At 69.4% G+C, this 21,491-nt stretch carries 21 protein-coding genes; 14 read left to right on the top strand and 7 right to left on the bottom strand.

Annotated features, from left to right (window positions below; translation table 11 throughout):
* Positions 1-242: 242 nt before the first annotated feature.
* From proB to modC, 14 genes are all read left to right on the top strand, one after another.
* The gene (gene proB, locus CMO28_RS14425) at positions 243-1,448 is read left to right on the top strand and encodes a glutamate 5-kinase (protein ID WP_296714607.1); all 1,206 of its coding nucleotides are present in this window, start codon (positions 243-245) and stop codon (positions 1,446-1,448) included.
* Positions 1,445-2,788 carry a glutamate-5-semialdehyde dehydrogenase gene (locus CMO28_RS14420; protein ID WP_296714606.1) on the top strand — a complete coding sequence of 448 codons (1,344 nt, stop codon included), beginning with the start codon at positions 1,445-1,447 and terminating at the stop codon, positions 2,786-2,788. Before proB ends, CMO28_RS14420 begins: the two co-directional genes overlap by 4 nt.
* Positions 2,754-3,464, top strand: coding sequence for a nicotinate-nucleotide adenylyltransferase (locus CMO28_RS14415; RefSeq protein WP_296714603.1), 711 nt, complete (start codon positions 2,754-2,756; stop codon positions 3,462-3,464). The genes CMO28_RS14420 and CMO28_RS14415 overlap by 35 nt, the downstream gene beginning before the upstream one ends.
* 127 nt (positions 3,465-3,591) lie before the next feature.
* On the top strand, positions 3,592-3,996 hold the full coding sequence (rsfS, locus tag CMO28_RS14410) for a ribosome silencing factor (protein WP_296714601.1): 405 nt from the start codon (positions 3,592-3,594) through the stop codon (positions 3,994-3,996).
* 127 nt (positions 3,997-4,123) lie between these two features.
* On the top strand, positions 4,124-4,597 hold the full coding sequence (gene rlmH / locus CMO28_RS14405) for a 23S rRNA (pseudouridine(1915)-N(3))-methyltransferase RlmH (RefSeq protein ID WP_296714600.1): 474 nt from the start codon (positions 4,124-4,126) through the stop codon (positions 4,595-4,597).
* 39 nt (positions 4,598-4,636) lie between these two features.
* Positions 4,637-5,320, top strand: a complete 684-nt coding sequence (locus CMO28_RS14400) for a flavin reductase family protein (RefSeq protein ID WP_296714597.1) — start codon at positions 4,637-4,639, stop codon at positions 5,318-5,320.
* A 160-nt stretch (positions 5,321-5,480) separates the two neighbouring features.
* Entirely contained in the window at positions 5,481-7,061 is a 1,581-nt protein-coding gene (gpmI, locus tag CMO28_RS14395) for a 2,3-bisphosphoglycerate-independent phosphoglycerate mutase (RefSeq protein WP_296714595.1), read from the top strand.
* Between the two features lie 4 nt (positions 7,062-7,065).
* A complete protein-coding gene (locus CMO28_RS14390) occupies positions 7,066-8,472 on the top strand; it encodes a murein hydrolase activator EnvC family protein (RefSeq protein ID WP_296714593.1) in 1,407 nt (468 codons plus the stop codon).
* Between the two features lie 93 nt (positions 8,473-8,565).
* Positions 8,566-9,963, top strand: a complete 1,398-nt coding sequence (locus CMO28_RS14385; protein ID WP_296714592.1) for a S41 family peptidase — start codon at positions 8,566-8,568, stop codon at positions 9,961-9,963.
* A 37-nt stretch (positions 9,964-10,000) separates the two neighbouring features.
* Complete coding sequence (locus tag CMO28_RS14380) at positions 10,001-11,311, top strand: divergent polysaccharide deacetylase family protein (protein WP_296714588.1); 1,311 nt, start codon at positions 10,001-10,003, stop codon at positions 11,309-11,311.
* Between the two features lie 68 nt (positions 11,312-11,379).
* Positions 11,380-11,856, top strand: a complete 477-nt coding sequence (locus CMO28_RS14375) for an RNA pyrophosphohydrolase (protein ID WP_296714587.1) — start codon at positions 11,380-11,382, stop codon at positions 11,854-11,856.
* 107 nt (positions 11,857-11,963) lie between these two features.
* Positions 11,964-12,761: a molybdate ABC transporter substrate-binding protein gene (gene modA, locus CMO28_RS14370; RefSeq protein WP_296714584.1), complete on the top strand. Its 798-nt coding sequence runs from the start codon at positions 11,964-11,966 to the stop codon at positions 12,759-12,761.
* Between the two features lie 34 nt (positions 12,762-12,795).
* A complete protein-coding gene (gene modB / locus CMO28_RS14365) occupies positions 12,796-13,572 on the top strand; it encodes a molybdate ABC transporter permease subunit (protein WP_296714580.1) in 777 nt (258 codons plus the stop codon).
* Positions 13,569-14,690, top strand: coding sequence for a molybdenum ABC transporter ATP-binding protein (gene modC / locus CMO28_RS14360; RefSeq protein WP_296714578.1), 1,122 nt, complete (start codon positions 13,569-13,571; stop codon positions 14,688-14,690). The genes modB and modC overlap by 4 nt, the downstream gene beginning before the upstream one ends.
* Here the strand turns inward: modC and CMO28_RS14355 are convergent.
* The 7 genes from CMO28_RS14355 to CMO28_RS14325 form a co-directional block, all read right to left on the bottom strand.
* Positions 14,665-15,108, bottom strand: a complete 444-nt coding sequence (locus CMO28_RS14355) for a winged helix-turn-helix domain-containing protein (protein ID WP_296714575.1) — start codon at positions 15,106-15,108, stop codon at positions 14,665-14,667. The two genes, modC and CMO28_RS14355, sit on opposite strands and share 26 nt — an antisense overlap.
* Positions 15,108-15,923, bottom strand: coding sequence for a ferritin-like domain-containing protein (locus CMO28_RS14350; RefSeq protein ID WP_296714573.1), 816 nt, complete (start codon positions 15,921-15,923; stop codon positions 15,108-15,110). Before CMO28_RS14350 ends, CMO28_RS14355 begins: the two co-directional genes overlap by 1 nt.
* A 284-nt stretch (positions 15,924-16,207) precedes the next feature.
* Positions 16,208-16,609: an ATP synthase F1 subunit epsilon gene (atpC, locus tag CMO28_RS14345; protein WP_296714571.1), complete on the bottom strand. Its 402-nt coding sequence runs from the start codon at positions 16,607-16,609 to the stop codon at positions 16,208-16,210.
* A gap of 57 nt (positions 16,610-16,666) precedes the next feature.
* Positions 16,667-18,091 (bottom strand): F0F1 ATP synthase subunit beta, encoded by a 1,425-nt coding sequence (gene atpD / locus CMO28_RS14340; RefSeq protein WP_014746500.1) that lies wholly within the window; start codon positions 18,089-18,091, stop codon positions 16,667-16,669.
* A 75-nt stretch (positions 18,092-18,166) separates the two neighbouring features.
* Entirely contained in the window at positions 18,167-19,060 is an 894-nt protein-coding gene (locus CMO28_RS14335) for a F0F1 ATP synthase subunit gamma (RefSeq protein ID WP_014746501.1), read from the bottom strand.
* A 172-nt stretch (positions 19,061-19,232) separates the two neighbouring features.
* On the bottom strand, positions 19,233-20,765 hold the full coding sequence (gene atpA, locus CMO28_RS14330) for a F0F1 ATP synthase subunit alpha (protein WP_296714925.1): 1,533 nt from the start codon (positions 20,763-20,765) through the stop codon (positions 19,233-19,235).
* Positions 20,765-21,325 (bottom strand): F0F1 ATP synthase subunit delta, encoded by a 561-nt coding sequence (locus tag CMO28_RS14325; RefSeq protein ID WP_062761967.1) that lies wholly within the window; start codon positions 21,323-21,325, stop codon positions 20,765-20,767. The genes atpA and CMO28_RS14325 overlap by 1 nt, the downstream gene beginning before the upstream one ends.
* Positions 21,326-21,491 lie beyond the last annotated feature (166 nt).

The following is a 21,491-nucleotide window of genomic DNA, read 5'->3' as shown; positions in this document are numbered from 1 at the left end:
GGGGACGAAGACGAGATCGACACCGACGAGGATGACGACCTCGATGACGAGGACCTCGACGAAGACGATCTCGACGAGGACGCCCTCGATGACGAGGACCTCGACGACGACGACATCGATGACGATGACGACGATTTCGACGACGAAGATTTCGAAGACGACGGCGAAGACGAAGACGAGAACGAAGACGGGCCGGCGGATGACGGCGAGGATGGGGACGCCCCCGCCCGCGGGAGGAAACGGTGACGATCGCCGGAACCGACCTGGCAGACACACCCGCCGCGGCGGGCCTGCGTGCCGCGAAGCGCGTGGTGATCAAGGTCGGATCCGCCCTTCTGGTCGACGAAACCACCGGCCGGCTGCGTGACGCCTGGCTGCGCAGCCTGGCCGACGACATCGCGCGGATGCGCGCCCGCGGCCAGGAGGTGATCGTGGTCTCCTCGGGCGCGATCGCGCTCGGCCGCCGGCTGCTGGGGCTCGGCCAGGGCGTGCTGCGGCTGGAAGAGAAGCAGGCCGCCGCCGCCACCGGCCAGATCCGTCTGGCCCATGCCTATGAAACCGTCCTCGGCCCCCACGGCATACAGGTCGCCCAGGTGCTGCTGACGCTGGAAGACAGCGAAGCCCGCCGGCGCTATCTGAATGCGCGCGCCACCCTCGGCACCCTGCTCAAGCTGGGGGCCGTGCCGGTGATCAACGAGAACGACACCGTCGCCACCGCCGAGATCCGCTTCGGCGACAACGACCGGCTGTCGGCCCGGGTGGCCGAAATGGCATCGGCCGATCTGCTGCTGCTGCTGTCGGATATCGACGGGCTTTATACCGCCGATCCCGGAATCGACCCCACCGCGCGCCACATCCCGCGCGTGCCGCGGCTGACGCCGCGGATCCTGGCCATGGGCGGCGGCTCGCGTTCGGCCGTCGGCACCGGCGGCATGGCGACAAAGCTCGCCGCTGCCCGGGTCGCCGGTGCGGCGGGCTGCGCCATGGTCATCGCGCTCGGCCGCCATGTCGGGCCGGTCAGCGCGGTGGAAGCAGGCGGCCGCGCCACCTGGTTCGACCCTGAGACCACCCCCCATACCGCCCGCAAGCGCTGGATCGGCGGCAGGCTGAGCCCCCGCGGCACGCTGACCGTCGACGAGGGGGCGGTGAAGGCGCTCGCCCGCGGCGGCAGTCTGCTGCCCGCCGGCATCCGGCTGGTGACCGGCCGCTTTCAGCGCGGCGACGCCGTGGCCGTGGTCGACCCCGCCGGTCGCGAGATCGCCCGCGGCCTGGCGGCCTATGGCGATGCCGATGCCCGCGCCATCGCCGGCCACCGCTCGGCGGAGATCGAGCAGATCCTCGGCTTCCGCGGCCGGGACGAAATGATCCATCGCGACGACCTCGTCTTCCATGGCGGCGACATGCCCGCCACGACCGGAGACGACACGGAGGAGGCCCAAGCGTCATGACCGACACCCTGAGCACCGCCCCCCGGACCGTTTCGGCCGCTCCGGTCGCCACCCCGGCCGAACCGGCAGACAGTCATGCTCCGGTGGACACCGCCGCCCTGATCGCCGATATGGGCCGCCGCGCCCGCACGGCGCAGCGCGCGCTCGCCCAGGCGACGCCCGAGGCCAAGACCGCCGGGCTGATGGCTGCGGCCGCGGCGATCCGCAACGCCGTGCCCGCAATCCTGGCCGCCAATGCCGAAGACATGGCCGCCGGCCGTGCCCGTGGGCTGACCGGCGCCCTGCTCGATCGCCTGGCGCTCGACGACGGCCGCATCGCCGGCATCGCCAAGGGCGTGGAAGACGTTGCCCGCCTGGCCGATCCGGTCGGCCACGTCATCGAGGAATGGGACCGGCCGACGGGGCTGCATATCGCCCGTGTCCGGGTGCCGCTGGGCGTGGTCGGCGTGATCTACGAAAGCCGCCCCAATGTCACGGCCGATGCCGGCGCGCTCTGCCTGAAGGCCGGCAACGCCGTGATCCTGCGCGGCGGCTCTGAGAGCTTCCGCTCGTCCCGCGCCATCCATGCCGCCATGGTCGAGGGCCTGACGTCGGCCGGCCTGCCCGCCGATGCGGTGCAGCTGGTGCCGGTTACCGACCGGGCGGCGGTGGGTGCCATGCTCGCCGCCTCGGGGCTGATCGACGTCATCGTGCCCCGCGGCGGCCGGTCGCTGATCGAGCGGGTCCAGACCGAGGCCCGGATGCCGGTCTTCGCCCATCTCGAAGGTCTCTGCCACGTCTATGTGGACGGGGCCGCCGATCCCGAAATGGCCAGGGCGATCGTGATGAACGCCAAGCTGCGCCGGACCGGCATCTGCGGCTCGGCCGAGACGCTGCTGATCGATCGGGACGCCGCCCCCCGGATGCTGGCGCCGATCGTGACGGCGCTGCTCGACGCCGGCTGCGAGGTCCGCGGTGACGAGGCAGTCCAGGCGGTCGACCCCCGTGTGGTGCCGGCCACCGACGAGGACTGGCGGACGGAGTATCTGGACGCCATCATCTCGGCCCGGGTCGTCGACGGGGTCAGCGGGGCGATCGATCATATCGAGGCCTATGGCTCTCACCACACCGACAGCATCGTGACCGACGACCAGGCGACTGCCGACCGGTTCCTGGCCGAGGTCGACAGCGCCATCGTGATGCACAACGCCTCCACTCAGTTCGCCGATGGCGGCGAATTCGGCATGGGGGCCGAAATCGGCATCTCCACCGGCCGCATGCATGCCCGCGGCCCGGTGGGCGTCGAACAGCTGACCACGTTCAAATATGTCGTTCGCGGCCAGGGCACGCTTCGCGCCTGAGCGGGCGGTCCCCGATGCGGCCCTGGGCGACCCGCTGTGGCGGGCCGCGGGCCGCCGCCGGGGCATGACGGTGGGCCTCTATGGCGGATCCTTCGATCCGGCGCATGAGGGCCATGTCCATGTCGCGCTGCGAGCCTTAAGGCGGCTGAGCCTCGACGAGGTCTGGTGGCTGGTGAGCCCGGGCAACCCGCTGAAGCTGAAGGCGGGGCGGGTGAGCGCGCCGCTCGCCGACCGGGTTGCCGGTGCCCGGTCCCTCGCCCGGCATCCGCGGCTCAGGGTCACCACGATCGAAAGCCGGTTCGGCACCCGTTTCACCCTCGACACGGTGCGTGCCCTCAAGGCCCGCCGCCCCCATATCAGATTCGTCTGGATCATGGGGGCCGACGGCCTGGCGGAGCTGCACCGCTGGCGCGGCTGGCGGGAGCTGATGGCAGAGCTGCCGCTGCTGGTGATCGATCGTCCCGGCTATGGCGCCCGGGCAGCGGCCGCCCCCGCCGCCCGGCGCTTCGCCCGCCACCGCCTGCCCGAGGCCAGGGCCCGCGCCCTGCCCCGGACGGCACCGCCGGCCTGGGTTCTGCTGCATGGCAGGCTGGACCCGCGTTCGGCCACCGAAATCCGCGAGGGCAGGCGGCCGCGGCCAGCGGCTGCCCCACCTCGCCGGCCCCCACCTCGCTAGACCATCGCGAAAAGCCGCGATGCCTGTTATGGTTACACCATGGCGCCTGCGGGGTTCGCGGTCGGCCGCTCCGGCGACCCGCCGCTCCTGACCCCGCCCCCGCCAACGCTTGATGAGGTTCGCTCTGTTGCAGACCGACAGTCCCATCACGGTGCCCGCGACGCCGCCGGCACCGCTCAGCGCAGACCAGGTGCTCGATCTGGTCCGCGCGTCGCTCGACGACGACAAGGCCGAGGACGTCGTGATCATCGACCTGGCCGGCAAGACCGATTTCGCCGACTACATGGTGGTCGCGAGCGGCCGGTCGAGCCGTCACGTCGCCTCGATCGCCGAAAAGCTCGAGATGCGCATCAAGGCCTCCGGCGATCAGCTGCCGGTGACCGAGGGCCTGCCCCTGGCCGACTGGGTTCTGGTCGATGCCGGCCCGGTGGTGGTGCACCTTTTCCGGCCGGAAGTGCGCGCCTTCTACAATCTGGAGAAGATGTGGGGCGCCAACCTGCCGGGCGACGGCGCCCAGCGCGTCGCCGAGTGACGGGCGCCATCCGGCGCGGTGTCACCGCGCGGTCCGGGCCGGGCCGCGCGGGGCTGCACCTTGCGCCCCTTGACCTTCTCCCCCGCAGGCCGGAACAGAACCCGGCACGCACGGCCAGGCCTGCGCCATGAGCCTGATGCTGAAGGTGACGCTGGTCGCGGTCGGCCGCGCCCGCGGCGGCCCGGAAGCGGCCCTGGTCGAGGATTACGTCCGGCGCCTGCGCTGGCCCTTCACCCTGGTGGAGGTCCAGGCCCGCAAGGCCACCCTGCAGGGTGAGGCGCTGAAGGCCGAAGAGGCGGCGGCGATCCGCGCAAAACTGCCCCAGGGTGCCACCCTGGTGGCGCTGGATGAACGCGGCCGCCTGCTCGACAGCCGGGGCTTCGCGTCAGCGCTCGGCGGTTTTGCCGAAAGCGGCCGGCGCGAGGTCGCCCTGGTCATCGGCGGTGCCGACGGGCTGGAGCCCTCGCTCCGCGATCAGGCGGATCTGGTTCTGGCACTCGGCCGCCTCACCTTCCCCCACATGCTGGTACGTGCACTGATCGCCGAACAGATCTATCGTGCGCAGACCATCCTCGACGGCCATCCCTACCACCGGGACTAGGCCGTCGGGCAGATCCAGTGCCAGTTGTCCGGGGGACCCATGGAATTCGACATGCGCCGCATGGCGGCATCCGACCGCTACAAGATCCTGGGATCGACCATCACCCCCCGCCCGATCGCCTGGATCACCTCGCTGTCGACCGAAGGCCGGGTGAACGCCGCTCCCTACAGCTTCTTCAACTGCATGGGCCACGAGCCGCCGATCCTGGCGATCGGCATGCTCCGCCACCCCGAAGACCGGTTCAAGGATACGCCCGCCAACATTCTGGCGACGGACGAGTTCGTTGTGCATCTGGTCTCGGAAGCGGTGGCGCCGCAGATGAACATCACCTGCATCGATGCCCCGCCCGGCGTGGACGAGCTGGCGCTGGCCGGGCTCGACACCCTGCCCTCCACCGCCGTGCGCCCGCCGCGGATCGCGACCGCCCCGGTCGCCTTCGAGTGCCGCCTGCACACCGCCGTCACCACCGGCCCCCGCCAGGCCATCATCCTGGGCGAGGTGCTGGTCGCCCATGTTCGCGACGACGCCATCCTGGATGTAGACCGCCACCATGTCGACACCCCCGCCCTTGGCCTGATCGGCCGCATGCACGGCGGCGGCTGGTATGCCCGCACCACCGACCTCTTCTCGATCGACCGGCCGCAATGGTCGAGCTGGGCGCCGGAGCATCCCGAGTCGGTTGCCCGGGCCACGTCCGGGGACGCAGCTGTGCGGGACGATTGAGAGGGCACATTCCCGGATCGGCCCATCGTGACAAGCCGGGGGCATGTGCCGCCAGCCTGTGATCCACGGCCCCAAGCCCCTATATGTAGAGCGGAAAACCTGATAGAAGCAGGACCGTTCACGACCGCCTGCGCCGATGTTGCCCGAGGATCCGAGCCCCATGACCACCGCCCATACGCAGCCGCCGCGCCCCGTCGTTCTGTGCATTCTGGATGGTTGGGGTTATCGCGCGCCCGCCGACGACAACGCCATCGCGCTCGCCAACACCCCCAATTGGGACCGGCTGACCTCGGAACAGCCGATGGCTTTCCTGAACACCTCGGCCGAAGAGGTCGGGCTGCCCGCCGGCCAGATGGGCAATTCCGAAGTCGGTCACCTGAATATCGGTGCCGGCCGGGTGGTGATGCAGGAACTGCCCAAGATCGATACCGCGCTTGCCGACGGCAGCCTGGCGACCAACCCACGGATGACCGATTTCATCGCGGCGCTCAAGGCATCGGGCGGCACCGCCCATATTCTGGGGCTGGTGTCGGATGGCGGCGTGCACAGCCATCAGGATCATATCGCCGGCATGGCGAAGATCATCGCCGGTCAGGGTGTTCCGGTCCGCATCCACGCCCTGCTCGACGGCCGCGACACCCCGCCGAAGAGCGCGCCCGAGTTCATCCGCCGGCTGGAAGCCGCGGTTGCAGGCGCCGGCGACATCGCCATCGCCACCGTCGGCGGCCGCTATTGGGGCATGGATCGCGACAAGCGCTGGGAACGGGTGGTCCGTGCCTATGACGTGATCGTGAAGGCCGGGGGCGGCCGTTTCGCCACGGCGGAGGAAGCGGTCACTGCGGCCCATGCCGCCGGCACCACCGACGAATTCGTCGATCCGGCGGCGATCGGCGACTATGCCGGCGTAAAGCCCGGCGACGGGCTGCTGATGGCGAATTTCCGCGCCGACCGTGCCCGCGAGATCCTGCATGCCCTGATCGACCCCGCTTTCGACGGCTTCGAACGGGCGATCCGCCCCGATTTCGCCGCCGTGCTGGGCATGGTGGAGTATTCCTCGGCGCTGGCGAAGATGATCCCGGCCCTGTTTCCGCCCACCCAGCTGAAGAACATTCTGGGCGAGGTGGTGGCCAAGGCCGGACGCAAGCAGCTGCGCATCGCCGAGACCGAGAAATACGCCCATGTCACCTTCTTCCTGAACGGCGGCGAAGAGCAGCTCTACGAGGGCGAGGAGCGCATCCTGGTCCCGAGCCCGAAGGTTGCGACCTATGATCTGCAACCTGAGATGTCGGCGCCGGAAGTGACCGCGAAGCTGGCCGAGGCGATCCGCTCTAAGCGTTTCGACCTGATCGTGGTCAACTTCGCCAATGGCGACATGGTGGGCCATAGCGGCGTTCTGGCCGCGGCGATCAAGGCCGCCGAGGCGGTCGATGCCGCCCTGGGCGAGGTGGTGGCGGCCCTGGACGAGGTCGGCGGCTGCATCCTGATCACCGCCGATCACGGCAATGCCGAGCAGATGTTCGACCCCGAGACCAACGGCCCCCACACCGCCCATACCACCAATGTGGTGCCGCTGGTGCTGGCCGGGGCCGGTGCGCCCAAGGGGGTGAGCCTGGATGACGGCCGGCTGGCCGATCTTGCCCCCACCGTGCTGAAGCTGATGGGGCTGGCCCAGCCCGCGGAGATGACCGGGCGGGTGCTGATTCACGACGCCGCCCCGGCCCGCCGCGCGGCCGGCGCCTGATCCCATGTCCCGACGCGACCGTCGCCGCCGCGCGGCCGCGGTCGCGCTTTCCCTGTCCCTGATGCTGCCCGGCCCGGTCTGGCCGGGCTGGGTACGGGTGGCGCGTGCCGAGGATCCGCCGAGCGGTCGCGACCTTCAGGCCACCGAGCGTGCCCGCGACGAAGCCCGCGCCCGGCGGGCCGAGCTGGAACGCCGCGCCGCGGATGCCCGCGCCGAAGCCGAAGCCCTGGGGCTGCAGGCACGGGAAGCGGCGGCCGCCGTTCAGCGCCAGGAAGCCGCCCTTGCCGAACAGCGCGACGCCCTTGCCCGGCTGGAAGCCGAAATCTCGGCGCGCGAGACCGAGCTGCAGGTGGAACGCGCCCATCTTGGCCGGCTGACCGAGGCCCTGATCCGGCTGCGCCGCCAGCCGCCCGAAGCGATGATCGCCCGCGACGGCCCGGCGACCGCCCCCATCCATGCCGGCATCCTGATGGGTGCCACCCTGCCCGAGATCGAGGCGGAGGCACAGGCGCTGCGGAGCAAGCTTGCCGACCTCGCCAGTGCCAAGGCCGAGGCCGAGCGCCAGCGCGAGCGCATCGCCGCCACCCGCACCATGCTGGAGGGGGAACGGGTCCGGCTTGCAAAACTGATCGAAGACCGCCAGGGCCGCGCCAGCGCGCTGGACAGCGAGGCGACCCAGGAGGCGAGCCGCGCCCGCCAGCTGGCCGAACGGGCCGACGGCATCCGCGACCTGCTGGTCGCCCTGGAAGCCGAGCGCATGCAGAACGGCCCGGTGGTCAAGCCGGCAAGCCCCGAGGCCCGGGCCGGGGTGATCCCGCGGGCGAAGCCGAAACCGCCCCCACCGCCGCCGCCTCCCCCACCGCCTCCTCCCCCGCGGCAGGTTGCGGTCGCCACGCCCCCGCCACCGCCTCCCCCACCGACAGCGGCCCCGGCCACCAACCCTGGGGCACCGCCGCGCGATCCGGTGATGCCGCGCGTCGCCGGCACCCCGCCCGAACGCCAGGTGGCCGCCATCCCCGCCCCCGGTGCCGGCATCGCCAGGCGACTGCCGGTGTCGGGGCGGATCGTCTCGCGCTTCGGCGATGTGCATGAAGGCCAGGAGCGGCCGGGCATCACCTATGCAACACCCCCCGGTGCCACCGTCCTCACGCCCTTTGCCGGGCGGGTGGCCTTCGCCGGGCCGTTCCGCCATTATGGGCTGCTCTTGATCGTGGAACACGGCGACGGATATCATACCCTTCTCGCCGGCCTCGGCCGGCTCGACGCCCGTGTCGGCGATCGCGTCACCGCCGGCGATCCGATCGGCGCCATGGCCGACGGGGGCGGAACCGCCTATCTTTATCTCGAGGTTCGCCGTGGCGGCGATCCGGTCGATCCGGCGCCGCTTCTCGCCCGCGCCAACGGAGGCTGAAGCCGCATGACGGCAGGGACGACAGGTCGAACCAGGAATGAGGCCGGAGCACCGGCAGGCGGCAGACGGTCGACAGGAAAGGTCGGGACGACGATGCGACGCGGATTCGTCACGGGGCTGGTGAGCCTCGTGGTCCTCTCCCTGCCCCTGGTGGGCAGCGCCGCCAACCGGGACAGCTACAACCAGCTCAATCTGTTCGGTGAGGTGTTCGAGCGCATCCGCCGCGACTATGTCGAGCCGGTGGACGACGAGAAGCTGATCGAGGCGGCCATCAACGGCATGCTGCAGTCTCTGGACCCGCATTCCAGCTATCTGGATGCCAAGGGTTATCGGGACATGCAGGTCCAGACCCGCGGCGAGTTCGGGGGCCTCGGCATCGAGGTCACCATGGATACCCAGCTGGGCCTGGTGCGCGTGATCTCGCCGATCGACGGCAGCCCCGCCGACAAGGCCGGCGTGAAGCCGAACGACCTGATCGTGGCGATCGACGGCGAGCAGGTGCAGGGCCTGACCCTGGCCGATGCGGTGGAGCGCATGCGCGGGCCCGCCGGCAGCAATATCGTGGTCACGCTGCGCCGCGAGGGCCTCGCCCAGGATTTCGACGTGAACATCACCCGCGCGGTGATCCCCGTCGATGCGGTGCGGGTCGAAGCCAAGGGCTCGATCGGCTATATGCGGGTGCGCAGCTTCAACGAGCGGACCGACGAGCAGCTGGAAGACGGCATCGCGAAGCTCGAGCGCGAGACCGGTCATATGACCGGGCTGATCCTCGATCTGCGCAACAACCCGGGCGGCCTGCTCGACCAGGCGGTGGCGGTGTCCGACGCCTTCCTGGAACAGGGCGAGATCGTCTCCACCCGCGGCCGCGATCCGCAGGCGGTGCAGCGCTTCAATGCGCGCGCCGGCGACGTGATCCACGGCCTGCCGATGGTGGTGCTGATCAATGGCGGCTCGGCCTCGGCCTCCGAGATCGTGGCCGGCGCGCTGCAGGATCATGGCCGTGCCGTGGTGCTCGGCACCAAATCCTTCGGCAAGGGCTCGGTCCAGACGCTGATCCCGCTGCCGGGTCACGGCGCCATGCGGCTGACCACCTCGCGCTACTACCCCCCCTCGGGCCGGTCGATCCAGGCCAAGGGGATCGGGCCGGATGTGGTGGTCGATCAGCCGATCGTTTCGCCGCTGGGCGTGGTGATCCATCCGCGCAGCGAGGCCGATCTGCGCGGTCATCTGGAAAACGACCAGGAGCCGACGACCCCGGCCACGGCGCTGCCCGACGATGCGAAGCCGGAACAGGTGCAGCCGGGCGCTGCAAAGCCGGGGGATGCAAAGCCGGGCGCCACGGCCCCCGGCGCCCAGCCGGCGGCGCCGGTCGGCAACCCGCCGGTGCCGGGCAGTGACGAGGATTATCAGCTGCAGCGGGCGCTGGAACTGCTGAGGGGCGTTGCCCTGTTCAACCGCCAGCGGGACAACGCGCTCGCCCTGAACGGCTGATCATCGGACGGCCGGGCGCGACGGACGGGGACGGATCATGGCCGCAGGATCCAAACGCAGGCGCGACCAGCCGACCGCCGCAAGCGGCCGGGGCGATGGTGCGCGCACGATCTGGACCATCACCGGCCTGCTTGCGCTTGCCGGTGTTGCAGCAGCCGGGCTGATCGCGCTTGCCGCCGCCCGGCCCGATCCGGAGACCGAGGCGCAGAAGCAGGCGGAGCGGGATCTGCCGCTGATCGTGCTGCCGATGCCGGCCTTCACCGACCCGGCCCCGCCCGGCAATCCGATCCAGGCCAGCCGTGAGGAACCGCTGGCCCGCGACACGCTGGCGACGGTACGCGAGGCGGCAAACCAGCCGCCCGCAACCCCGCCGCCACCGCCGCCGCCCACCGCACCGGATGCGGCGGTAACCATGACACCGGCCCCCGCCCCCGGGTTGACCCAGGAAAGCACCCAGGGCCCGCTGCCGGTGCGCGGCACCGACGGAGAGGCGCCCTGGCAGGTTTATGCCCGCCCCTTCGATCGCAGCGATGCCCGCCCCCGGGTCGGGCTGGTGATCGGCGGGCTGGGCTTTTCCGAGACGGCGACCAAGGCGGCCATCGATCTGCCGGGCGCCGTGACGCTGGCCTTCTCCCCCTATGCGCCGGAACTCGGCCGCTGGATCGGCCTTGCCCGTCAGGCCGGCCACGAGGTGATGATCGAACTGCCGATGGAGCCCGACGGCTATCCGCGCAACGACGCCGGCCCCGCCGCCCTGCTGACGACGCTGGAGCCCGCCCGCAACCGCGAGCGACTGCAATGGACGCTGAGCCGGGTGACCGGCTATGTCGGGGTGAAGCCGCTGATGGGCGACCGGTTCATGCGCTCCCCCCAGCATCTCCGGCCCGTGCTCGACGAGCTGCAGGAGCGGGGCGTGATGATGGTGGTGCAGGAAGAAAGCGATACCGATGTCGGTGCGGCACTCGCCCGCGAGATCGGCGTGCCGCGGGCGACCGCGCGGCTGACGGTCGACGCCGTGGCGACGCCTCAGGCGATCGATCAGCGGCTGAACGCGCTGGAAAGCCTGGCCCGGCGCGAAGGCAAGGCGCTGGCCGTGGCCGATGCCTGGCCGGTCACCCTGGAACGGGTGGCCAACTGGATCCGCACCATCGAAAGCCGCGGCGTCGCCTTCGCGCCGGCAACGGCCCTTGCCGAGGCGCCGGGCCTTGCCCCCGATGGCGGTGCGGCCCCGCCGGCCGTGTCGGGCCCTGCCTCGACACCGGCCACCACGGCGCCGGCCGAAAGCACCCCGGCCCCGGCCAGCGACGCCCATGCCCCTGGCGGCGCGGCCCATGGTGGCGGGCATTGAGCGCGTGACTTGCGCCGCGAACAGGCGTGCGGCGCGCCCCCCAAGATACAATTGCCCCGGAGAACATCATGGCCGCGGATCCTGCCGATCTTCCCTATCGTCCCTGCGTCGGCATCATGCTGCTCAACCCCGCCCGCGAGGTTTTCGTGGGCCAGCGCATCGACACCACGGCCGAGGCCTGGCAGATGCCCCAGGGCGGCATCGATCCCGGGGAAAGCCCCGAGGTCACCGCTCTGCGGGAGCTGAAGGAAGAGATCGGCACCGACAAGGCCCGGATCCTCGCCGAAACTGCCGACTGGCTGACCTATGACCTGCCGGCGGAGCTGATCGGCAAGGTCTGGGGCGGCAGGTATCGTGGCCAGCGCCAGAAATGGTTCGCCATGGACTTCCTCGGCACCGATGCCGATATCGATCTTGCCACCGAACATCCCGAATTCGACCGCTGGCGCTGGCTGCCGGCGCAGGACCTGCCGCGGATGATCGTGCCGTTCAAGCGCGCCCTTTATGAACAGGTGCTGGCCGAATTCGACCATCTGCTGCGCTGAGCGGCTACAGGCGGCGGGCATGTTCACCACCTTCAGGTGACGTGCCCATTGACGCGGGGGATTGGCTCGTTCACCGTTATATCCATCCAGATATAGCGGAGCCCCCCATGAAAGCCTTTCTGACCGGCCTGCTGCTTGCCGCCCTTGCCGTCACCACCAGCCAGAGCCGGGCAGAGGCCGCGGACCGGCCATTGCTGGTCTTTGCCGCCGCCAGCCTTGCCGAGGTGATGGATGAAGCCGGCAAGGGTTTTGTGGCCAAGGGCGGAGAGGCGCCTCAGGTCTCCCTTGCCGGATCGGGCACACTGGCCCGGCAGATCATCGCCGGGGCGCCGGCGACGCTGTTCATCTCGGCCCATCCCAAATGGGTCGACGAGGTCGAAAAGGCCGGGCTGACCCGCGAGATCCGCCCCTATGCCGCCAACCGGGTCGTGCTGGTGGTGGCGAAGGACAGTGGGGCCACCCCGCCCGCCGATGATGGCGATGCCGCCTTGTCCGCCACCATCGATGCTGTGATCGGCGCCGACGGCCGGCTGGCGATCGGCGATCCGGCAAGTGTGCCGGCCGGGCAATATGCCCGCGACGCCCTCACCTCGCTCGGCATCTGGTCGAAGATCGAGCCGCGCACCGCGCCGGTGGAGAATGTCCGGGTCGCGCTGTCGCTGGTGGCCCGTGGCGAGGCGCCGGCCGGGATCGTCTATGCCTCGGATGCCGCAGCCGAACCCGATGTGAAGGTTCTGGCGGTGCTGCCCGAACGGCTGCACCAGCCGGTGCGCTATCCGGCGGCCCTGCTGGGCGGCGCCGATGAAGAGGCCGCACCGTCTGCGGTCGCCTTCCTTGACTACCTGACAGGTCCCGAAGGGGCGGATATCCTGCGCAGGCACGGATTGGAGCCGATCGCGAAGTGACCTGCACGCCCCGAAACATCGGCAGGACGACGGCATGACCGGCTGGCCCGGCCTGGACTGGATGGGTATGGACTGGATGGGCCTTGACTGGCTGGGCGCCGCCGAACGCGACGCCATCCTGCTCAGCCTGCAGGTGGCCTCGGTGGCGCTCGCCTGTCTGCTGCCCGTGGCGGTGATGCTGGGCTGGATCCTGGCCCGCTGGAAATCCGAGGCACGGGTGGTGCTGGACGTCATCGTCCACCTGCCGCTGGTCATGCCGCCGGTGGTGACCGGCTTCCTGCTGCTGCTGGCCTTCGGGCGCAAGGGGCCGATCGGCGCCGTACTGGACCAGGTCTTCGGTCTGGTCTTCGCCTTTCGCTGGACCGGCGCCGCCCTTGCCGCGGCGGTGATGGCCCTGCCCCTGGTGGTCCGCCCGATCCGGCTGGCTTTCGAGGCGGCGGATCCGCGGCTGACCGAGGCGGCCTCCAGCCTGGGTGTCCCGCCCTGGCGGTCGTTTCTGACCATCACCCTGCCTCTCGCCCTGCCGGGGATTCTGGCCGGCATGATCCTGGGCTTCGCAAAATGCCTCGGCGAATTCGGGGCGACAGTCACTTTCGTGTCGAACATTCCCGGCGAGACCCGCACATTGTCGCTGGCGATCCAGACCCTGCTGTCCGCCCCCGGCGGCGACGGGCCGGCGCTGCGCCTGGCGCTGGTCGGGATCGTAATCGCCGTCGCCGCCCTGATCCTGGCCGAGATCGTGACGCGGATCATGCGCCGCCGGCTCGGCCTCGACCTGCCGCGGTCGCGACGGTCGCGAGGCCCGGCATGACGATCGCCATCCGCATCGTCCATCGGCTGACCGCCGGCTTCGCGCTCGACATCGACCTCGATCTGCCGGCACATGGCGTCACCGCGATCTTCGGCCGCTCCGGTGCCGGCAAATCGACGCTGCTTTCAGCCGTGGCCGGTTTCCTGTCTCCCGAAGACGGCCGGATCAGCATCGACGGCACCACCCTGTTCGATCGGGCCAGCGGTACCAGCCTTGCCCCGCACAGGCGGCGGGTGGCGGTGGTGTTTCAGGATGCCCGCCTGTTCCCGCATCTCTCCGTCCGGCGCAATCTGGACTATGCCCGCCGCCATGGCCCGGCGCAGCCGGCCATCGGGCGGTTCGATGCGGTGGTCGATCTTCTGGGACTGGAGGCGCTGCTGGAACGCAAGCCGCGCACGCTCTCGGGCGGGGAGGCGCAGCGTGTGGCGCTGGGCCGGGCGCTGCTGGCGGAGCCCCGGCTTCTGCTGCTCGACGAGCCGCTTGCGGCGCTGGACGGCGCCCGCAAGGACGAGATCCTGCCCTTCCTCGACCGTCTGGCGCGCGAGGGGGAGGTTCCCATGCTCTATGTCAGCCACGCCCTCGACGAGGTCATGCGGCTGGCCGACCATCTGGTGCTGATGGAAGACGGGCGCGCAATCGCGAGCGGCAGCACCACCCGGGTGACCGCCGATCCGGCCCTGGCGCGAATCGCGGGCGAGGCTGCGCGGGGCGGCGTGCTCGATCTGCTGGTCACCGGCAGGCCGGATGGCGACGGCCTGCTGGAACTGGCCGCAGGTTGGGGCCGGTTGCGGCTCGCCGCCGGTCAGACGCCCCCGCCGCCAGGCAGCATGATGCGCCTCAGGGTGGCGGCGCGCGACGTCGCCCTGGCATTGAATGGTGCGGCACTCGATGCCGCCGGCCTCAGCATCCGCAACCGCCTGCCCTGCCGGGTGACCGCGGTGACGCAGGAAGCGGACGGGCTGGTGGCGGTGGCCCTGGAGATCGAGGGCACAGACACTGATGGAGGGGAGAGCGGCCGTCTGCTCGCGCGGATCACGCCTGCCGCGGCGCGGGATCTGGGGCTGGCGCCGGGGCGACCAGTGCTGGCCCTGATCAAGACCCTGGCTCTGGGGACATAGGACCTGGGGAGGCAGGATCTGAGGATACCGAGTCTGGGGATGCCGGGCTGACCGGCCCCGCCAGATCGGCGAAGCGGGCGAGAGGCGCCGCCGCGGCGGCCGTGGCTGCCTCCAGCGCGGCCCGATAGGCCGCCAGTACGGCATGGCCGGTCTCCGTCAGCAGGGCACCGCCGCCGCCGGCGCCGCCGGCCTGACGCTGGACCAGCGGCGCAGCGAACTCGGCATTCATGGCCTCGATCAGCCGCCAGGCGCGCGCATAGGACATGCCCATCTCGCGGCCGGCCGCCGCGATCGATCCCAACGCCTCGACATGGGCAAGCAGGGCGGCCTTGCCCGGACCGAACCGGCGGCCGCCCGGCAGATCGATGCGCAGGGACAGGGTGCCCGGGGGCAGGTTGGCAGGCGCCGCCTCGGCCATCAGGCGGCGCGCCGCTCCAGCCAGCCGACCTTCTTGCGCATCAGCCACCAGGACGCATCGCCCAGCAGCCGGGCCACCCGGCTCTGCGGATCCAGCCCGGCCGCCTTGCAGGTCATCATGACCGCGCGCTCGACATGCGGGCGCTTGTACATGCCATAGGCACGCCGGCTGTAGGCCGCGATGCAGGCGGAGCGGTCATAGGGTCCGGCAAGCCCGTTGGCGCAGTGATAGGCATAGGCCAGCTCGTCATCCTCGGTCTCGCGAATGCGGCTGAGCGCGATCATCAGCCGGCGGGTCGGGCCCAGCTGCTCCCGCTCCAGATAGCGGTTCAGGTGGTTGTAGAACAGCTTGTAATGGCGCAGCTCGTCCGCCCGGATGCGCATGGCGATGGATTTCAGGACCGGTTCTTCGGTCGCGGCCGCCATGGCGCCATAGAAGGACGAGGTGCCGACCTCGACGATGCAGCGGGCGACCAGCTCCCCCGAACGTGACCCGCGAATCGACTGCTTGGCGTCGAGCGGCAGGGTGATGTCACGCGTGAAGCGGGCGAAGGCGTCATCGAAGTCGAAGGTCGGATCGGCGTATTCGGCCCAGCGGCGGAGGGCGCGGCCGTGCTGCACCTCCTCTTCCGCCCAGTCCTTCGCGGCCTGGCAGAAGGCGGGATCATCGGCGAACACGCTGCACAGATAGGCCGCGTAGTCGTAGCCGTTATGCTCAACCAGCGCGGCCGCCTTCACGGCCTTCAGGATCTCGGGGTCGACCTTCGAGGGGTCGAAGTGCTCCCAGGCGATGTCGTCGATCGTCCAATGTTTCATAGGGCTTACCCGCGTCAATCCGGTTCACGCAAGGCAGGGACAGGGGGCCATATTTCCCTCCCCACCGCTCGTATGCGGAGCGTTGGCGGCGCATCTCTTAACAAGTGGTGAACGCTTCACCAAGGTCAAGGCCACATCATCTATTGCCATCCTGACCGAAAAGGCACCGGTTGCGGGTGACAAAAAAAGAGCGACCGCCCCCACGGGACGGTCGCTCTTTTTTCACGGAACCCGCACGGCATCGCGTGATGCCGGCAGCCCCTATGTCGTCATGCGCCGGACGGTCAGGCGACCGCCTGGAGCAGGGCCTCGGCCTCGGCGATCTTCCGCTCGGCGGAGAGGCGCTCGGCCTCGTCGCGCGCCAGCGAGAGATCCTCACGAGCCGCCTTGGCACGGGCCTCGGCGTCGCCGCGGTTGACGTCCTTGAGGTTGAGGGCGTCCTCGGCGAGCACGATGCAGCTCGCTTCGGTGACCTCGACCATGCCGCCGGCGACGAACAGACGATCGACGACCGTCTGGCCCTCATAGACCTCGATCACCCCCGGACGCATGGTCGCGATCAGGGGTGCGTGGCCGGGCAGGACACCGAAATGTCCCTCCGACCCGGGGACGACGATCATGTCGACATCCCGGGCCAGGAGCAGACGCTCCGGCGACACCAGCTCGAACCTGACCTTGTCCGACATCGGTCAGCGCCTTTCTCGTAGGTGGGCGGGCCGTTAAGCGTGACGAAAGGCTGCGGCTCAGGCCGCGGCCTTCGCCATCTCGCGGGCCTTCTCGATCGCTTCTTCGATCGAACCCACCATGTAGAACGCCGCCTCGGGCAGGTCGTCGTGCTTGCCGTCCACGATCTCCTTGAAGCCCCGGATGGTGTCCTCGAGCGAGACGAGCTTGCCCGGGAAGCCGGTGAAGACTTCGGCGACGTGGAAGGGCTGCGAGAGGAAGCGCTGGATCTTACGCGCACGCGCGACGACCAGCTTGTCCTCTTCCGACAGTTCGTCCATGCCCAGAATGGCGATGATGTCCTGCAGCGACTTGTAGCTCTGCAGCACGCGCTGCACTTCGCGGGCCGTGCGGTAGTGCTCGTCGCCGACGATGCGCGGATCGAGCATGCGCGAGGTCGAGTCGAGCGGGTCCACCGCCGGGTAGATGCCGAGCTCGGCGATCTGACGCGACAGCACGGTGGTGGCATCCAGATGGGCAAACGAGGTGGCCGGCGCGGGGTCGGTCAGGTCGTCGGCCGGCACGTAAATCGCCTGCACCGAGGTGATAGAGCCCTTGCGGGTCGAGGTGATCCGCTCCTGCAGACGACCCATTTCGGTCGCCAGCGTCGGCTGATAACCCACCGCCGAAGGAATACGGCCGAGCAGCGCCGACACTTCCGAACCCGCCTGGGTGAAACGGAAGATGTTGTCGACGAAGAACAGCACGTCCTGGCCTTCCTCGTCACGGAAGTACTCGGCCAGCGTCAGGCCGGTCAGCGCGACGCGGGCACGGGCTCCCGGGGGCTCGTTCATCTGACCGTAGACCAGGGCCACCTTCGAGGCGCCCAGATCGTCCGGCTTGATAACGCCCGAGTCGATCATCTCGTGATAGAGGTCGTTACCCTCGCGGGTACGCTCGCCGACACCGGCGAACACCGACACGCCACCATGGGCCTTCGCGACGTTGTTGATCAGCTCCATGATCAGCACCGTCTTGCCCACGCCCGCACCACCGAACAGGCCGATCTTGCCGCCCTTGGCATAGGGCGCCAGCAGATCGATGACCTTGATGCCGGTGACGAGGATCTCGGCCTCGGTCGACTGCTCCGCAAAGGCGGGCGCCTCGGCGTGGATGGGGGCAACGCGGCTGTTGTCCACCGGGCCCTTCTCGTCGATCGGCTCGCCGACGACGTTCAGGATGCGGCCCAGCGTGGCGGGACCGACCGGCACGCTGATCGGTGCGCCGGAGTCGACCACGTCCTGGCCACGGATCAGGCCTTCGGTGCCGTCCATGGCGATGGTGCGGACCTGGTTTTCACCCAGGTGCTGCGCCACTTCCAGGACCAGCTTGTTGCCGTTGTTGTCGGTGGTAAGCGCGTTCTGGATCGCCGGCAGGTCGCCGTCGAACTGCACGTCGACAACGGCGCCGATGACCTGCGTAATCTTGCCGACCTTGTTCTTCATGCTGTCGCTCCCGTCGGAACTCTCTAAAACCTGCGGGCGGAGGCCGGTACCGGCCGCCGCTCCCGGGACCGTTCTTTACAGCGCCTCGGCGCCGGAAATGATTTCGATCAGCTCGCGCGTGATGACCGCCTGACGCGTGCGGTTGTATTCCAGCGTCAGCTTGCCGATCATCTCGCCGGCATTGCGGGTGGCGTTGTCCATCGCCGTCATCCGCGCGCCCTGCTCGCTGGCCGCATTCTCGAGCAGACCCTTGAAGATCTGGACCGAGATGTTGCGCGGCAGAAGGTCGGCGAGGATCGCCTCCTCCTCGGGCTCGTACTCGTAGACAGCGCCGCTGCCCGCTGCAGTCGCCTGCGTATCGTTCGCGGCCTCGGGGGTTGCGAACGGCACCAGCTGCTGCAGGGTCACCACCTGATTGATCGCCGACTTGAAGTGGCTGAAAATCAGGGTGGCGACGTCGAACTCACCGGCTTCGTAGAGCGCGATCACCTTGTCGCCGATGGCCTGAGCCTCGGAGAAGGCCAGACGCTTGCGGCCGATGCCCTCGACGGTATCGATGATCAGGCTGCCGTATTCGCGGCGCAGCTGGTCACGGCCCTTGCGGCCCACGCACAGCACCTTCACCGTCTTGCCCTGGGCGGTCAGGATCTGGATCTGACGCTTCGCGGCACGCACGAGGCTGGTGTTGAAGCCGCCGCACAGGCCGCGATCCGCCGTCGCCAGGATCAGCAGATGCACCTGATCGCTGCCCGAACCGGCGAGCAGCTTCGGCGTGGTGTCGGTCACGATCACACGCGAAGCGAGCGAGCGGAGCACACGCTCCATGCGCTCGGCATAGGGACGCGAAGCCTCGACCTGCTCGGTGGCACGGCGCAGCTTCGACGCCGCGACCATCTGCATGGCCTTGGTGATCTTCTGCGTCGCCTTGACGCTGTTGATGCGGACTTTGAGGTTCTTCAGGTTAGGCATTCGGCTGACCCTTGATCGACCCCGGAGGTGGATCCTGTCCGTCGCGGCCCGGAACCCCGGACCTGATGTGCCCGGCCGCGGCCGGTCCGCCCGGACCGGGTCCGGACGACGCCGCCCGCATCAGCCGGGATGCCCCGGCGATACGGGCGGCGCCCTTCAGGCATCCGCCGGATCAGGCGGCGAAGGTCTTGGCGGTGCGGTCGACGACCGCCACCAGCTTCGCTTCCACCTCGTCCGAGAGCTTGCCCTCGGTCGCGATGGCGTCGAGGATTGCCTTGTTCTCGCCGCGCAGGTCGGCGAGCAGCGCCTGCTCGAACTTGCCGATCGAATTGACCGGGATCGCGTCGAGATAGCCGCGCACGCCTGCGAAGATCACGCAGACCTGCTCTTCCATCTTGAGCGGCGAGAACTGGGGCTGCTTCAGCAGCTCGGTCAGGCGCGCACCACGGGCCAGAAGCTTCTGGGTCGCGGCGTCGAGGTCCGAACCGAACTGGGCGAAGGCCTCCATCTCGCGGAACTGCGCGAGGTCGAGCTTGATGCGGCCCGCAACCTGCTTCATCGCCTTGGTCTGCGCGGCCGAACCCACGCGGGACACCGACAGACCGACGTTAATGGCCGGGCGGATACCGCGATAGAACAGCTCGGTCTCGAGGAAGATCTGGCCGTCGGTGATCGAGATCACGTTGGTCGGAATGTAGGCCGACACGTCACCGGCCTGGGTCTCGATGACCGGCAGCGCGGTGAGCGAGCCCGAGCCCCGCTCCTTGCTCATCTTCGCAGCGCGCTCCAGCAGGCGGCTGTGGAGATAGAACACGTCGCCGGGATAGGCCTCGCGTCCCGGAGGACGACGGAGCAGCAGCGACATCTGGCGGTAGGCGACGGCCTGCTTTGACAGATCATCATAGATGATCAGGGCGTGCATGCCGTTGTCACGGAAGAACTCGCCGATCGCGCAGCCCGAATAGGGGGCCAGGAACTGCAGCGGCGCCGGCTCCGAGGCGGTGGCGGCCACCACGACGGTGTATTCCAGCGCGCCGTTGTCTTCCAGCGTCTTCACGATCTGGGCGACCGTCGAACGCTTCTGGCCGACCGCGACGTAGATGCAATACAGCTTCTTCGTCTCGTCCGAACCGGCGTGGGCGGCCTTCTGGTTCAGGATCGCGTCGATCGCCACGGCGGTCTTGCCGGTCTGGCGGTCGCCGATGATCAGCTCGCGCTGGCCACGTCCGATCGGCACCAGGGCGTCGATCGCCTTGAGACCGGTCTGCATCGGCTCGTGCACCGACTGGCGCGGGATGATGCCCGGGGCCTTGCTTTCGACCAGCGAGCGCTCGGTCGCCTGGATCGGACCCTTGCCGTCGAGCGGGTTGCCCAGCGGGTCGATGACGCGGCCGAGCAGGCCACGGCCGACGGGCACATCCACGATCGCCTTGGTCCGCTTGACCAGCGAGCCCTCGGTGATGTTGCGGTCTTCGCCGAAGATCACGATACCGACATTGTCGGCCTCGAGGTTCAGCGCCATGCCCTTGGTACCGTCGGCGAACTCGACCATCTCGCCCGCCTGGACCTGGTCGAGGCCGTAGACGCGGGCAATGCCGTCACCGACAGACAGCACCCGCCCGACCTCGGCAACCTCGGCCTCGGTGCCGAAGCTGGCGATCTGCTCCTTGATGATCGCCGATATCTCAGCGGCGCGGATGTCCATCATCCAACCCCTTTCATGGCGAGTTTCAGACTGTGCAGCTTGGTGCGGATCGAGCCGTCGATCATGCGCGAACCGACACGCACGACGAGACCTCCGATGAGGGAGGGATCGACGTCGGTCCGGATCGCGACCGCACCGCCGACCGCCTGCTTGAGCGCGGCTTCGAGCGCGCTCTTCTGCTCATCGGTGAGGGCATGGGCGGAGGTCACCTCCGCGATCACTTCACCGCGCGCCCGGGCGACGAGCGCCTCGAAGGAGCGGATCATGGCCGCGAGAGAGAAGAGCCGCCGCTGGCTCGCCACATAGCCGACGAAGTTCCGGGTGAGCTCGTTCATGCCGAGCTTGTCGGCGATCGCCGTCACCGCCTTGACCTGGTCGTCTCGCGACACGATCGGGCTGCGCACCAGCCGAGCGAACTCTGCGCTCTCGTCCAGCAGCTGCCTGAATCGGGCGAGATCGCCGGTCACCGCATCGAGCGCTTCACGCTCCTGCGCCAAATCGAACAAGGCGGTCGCATAACGCCCCGCCAGTCCGGTCGCATCCGCTTGCGCACCTGCCACTGGGACCGTCCCTGAAGCCTGTCGTGAAAAGAAAAGCGACGAGGCCCTGCGGTCACGTAATGGAACGCGCGAGCAGGACCAAGGCCACGACACACGCCGTCCGTGGACGCCGTCATGCCGAGGGCAGGCGATACCTAACACAAGGACCCGGGAGGTGCAACCCGCG

It is taken from the genome of Tistrella sp. (assembly GCF_002684955.1).
In the GTDB taxonomy this organism is placed as follows: domain Bacteria; phylum Pseudomonadota; class Alphaproteobacteria; order Tistrellales; family Tistrellaceae; genus Tistrella; species Tistrella mobilis.
This window is presented reverse-complemented; position numbering and strand designations above follow the sequence as displayed.